The organism is Methylobacterium sp. E-041 (genome assembly GCF_022829665.1).
Classification (GTDB): Bacteria; Pseudomonadota; Alphaproteobacteria; order Rhizobiales; family Beijerinckiaceae; genus Methylobacterium.
Genome location: NZ_JAKSYQ010000215.1, coordinates 1 through 1,453, shown reverse-complemented (window position 1 = coordinate 1,453; position 1,453 = coordinate 1). Strand labels below are relative to the sequence as shown.

General features: G+C 61.5%; 2 protein-coding genes and 1 pseudogene. 2 read left to right on the top strand and 1 reads right to left on the bottom strand.

From position 1 onward, the window contains the following. Positions 1-453: pseudogene (locus MKK70_RS20040) on the bottom strand (type I secretion system permease/ATPase); the annotation flags it as partial. A 583-nt stretch (positions 454-1,036) separates the two neighbouring features. On the opposite strand from MKK70_RS20040, the gene MKK70_RS30895 reads away from it, so the two are divergent. Both MKK70_RS30895 and MKK70_RS20030 read left to right on the top strand, forming a co-directional pair. Next, complete coding sequence (locus MKK70_RS30895; protein ID WP_313899101.1) at positions 1,037-1,186, top strand: hypothetical protein; 150 nt, start codon at positions 1,037-1,039, stop codon at positions 1,184-1,186. 58 nt (positions 1,187-1,244) lie between these two features. Next, positions 1,245-1,453: transposase (locus MKK70_RS20030; RefSeq protein WP_243949483.1), on the top strand; the 209-nt coding region annotated here is incomplete at its 3' end.

The window sequence follows — 1,453 nt, the reverse complement described above, 5'->3', positions numbered from 1 at the left end:
GAAGCAGACGGCCAGGTAGATCGGCAGCCACGGCAGGTCGAAGAACGCCGACGGGCCGGTGCCCGACAGGAACGCGCGGATCTGGTCGAGGTCGCGCAGCGGCAGCAGCCCGTCGCCGGGGGCGGCCCCCTTGAGCGGCGCACGCACCACGAGGTCGAACACGCGGCCCGACAGCGCCTCGTCGAGCGCCGCCCCGACGCGGGCGAGGATGCGCGAGCGGATCGCCTCGAGCGCCCCCTGGAACGCGTACAGCGTCAGCGCCAGCGCCATCAACCCGATCAGCGTCGGCACCGAACGGCTCGGGATCACCCGGTCGTAGACCTCCAGCATGAAGAACGAGCCGGTGAGGTACAGCACGTTCACCACGCCGCTCATCACCGCGACGCCGGCGAACGCCAGACGACAGCGAGCTATAGCACTCGCAAGTTCCGCAGAACCCCTGTGGGTCGCCATCGGCCTCCCTCCCTAACCATAAATATTTTAACCAGCTGGCACAAGCACTAGCGTTATATATTAATAATATGCTTGCCAAAAGATTTATATTTTTCCCTTAAAATCCGTTCCCACGCGGAGGTCCAAGAGTAAAGTTGAAGCGTGGTTGGCCTGAAGTTGACCCCTGACCCTGACACAGCAAACTGGTCCAGGCTGAGAGTAAGTTCTTCGGGCATTCTGGACCATGAAGGAGGGTGGATGCCGTGCCGCCCAAACGCTTCACAAACGAACAGATCGCTTTTGCCCTATTGCGACAAGAGGGCGGGATGGTGACGAGATCGAGACCGATGACGAGTCCGCTGGACCTTCGGAACGGACGGCTACACCGAAGTGTCGCCGCGGCTCTCGTACTCGGATTGATGCCTCGGTGAGACGCCGTCGCCGCTAGGGGGCTTCCGGGCACCTCTCGCTGACCCTCTCGGCCCAGTTCACACTCGCGGAACAGGCCGTTCTTGCCCTCGTTGCGGCCGAAATTATCCGGCGCAAGGACTGCCGCTTTGCCATCGGTCACCTGGCGGCGGTTGCCGGCGTCGCCGAGATAACGGTGCGCAACGCGATACACGAAGCAAAGAAACTTGGTTTAGTGATGATGGAGGAGCGGCGCGTAATGCGCTACCGCAACCAGACAAATGTGGTTCGCATCATCTCGGCCGAGTGGATGAGTTGGTTGCGACTGACACGCAAGATGACCTGACCGGCTGGCTTTGGGCCGGGCTGATTGAGAGGATCAGCCAGGACCAAAGGAGTTGGACATGCGGCGAGGCCAGAAGACGAACGCGGAGCAGGTCGTGCTCAAGCTGCGTCAGATTGAGGTGCAGACGGCCCAGGGCAAGAGTTTGGCCCTTGCATGCAGGGAGGCGGAGATCTCCGAGCAGAGTTACTACCGCTGGCGCAAGGAGTACGGCGGCCTTCAGGTCGATCAAGCCAGGAAGATGAAGGATCTGGAGCGCGAGAACGCTCG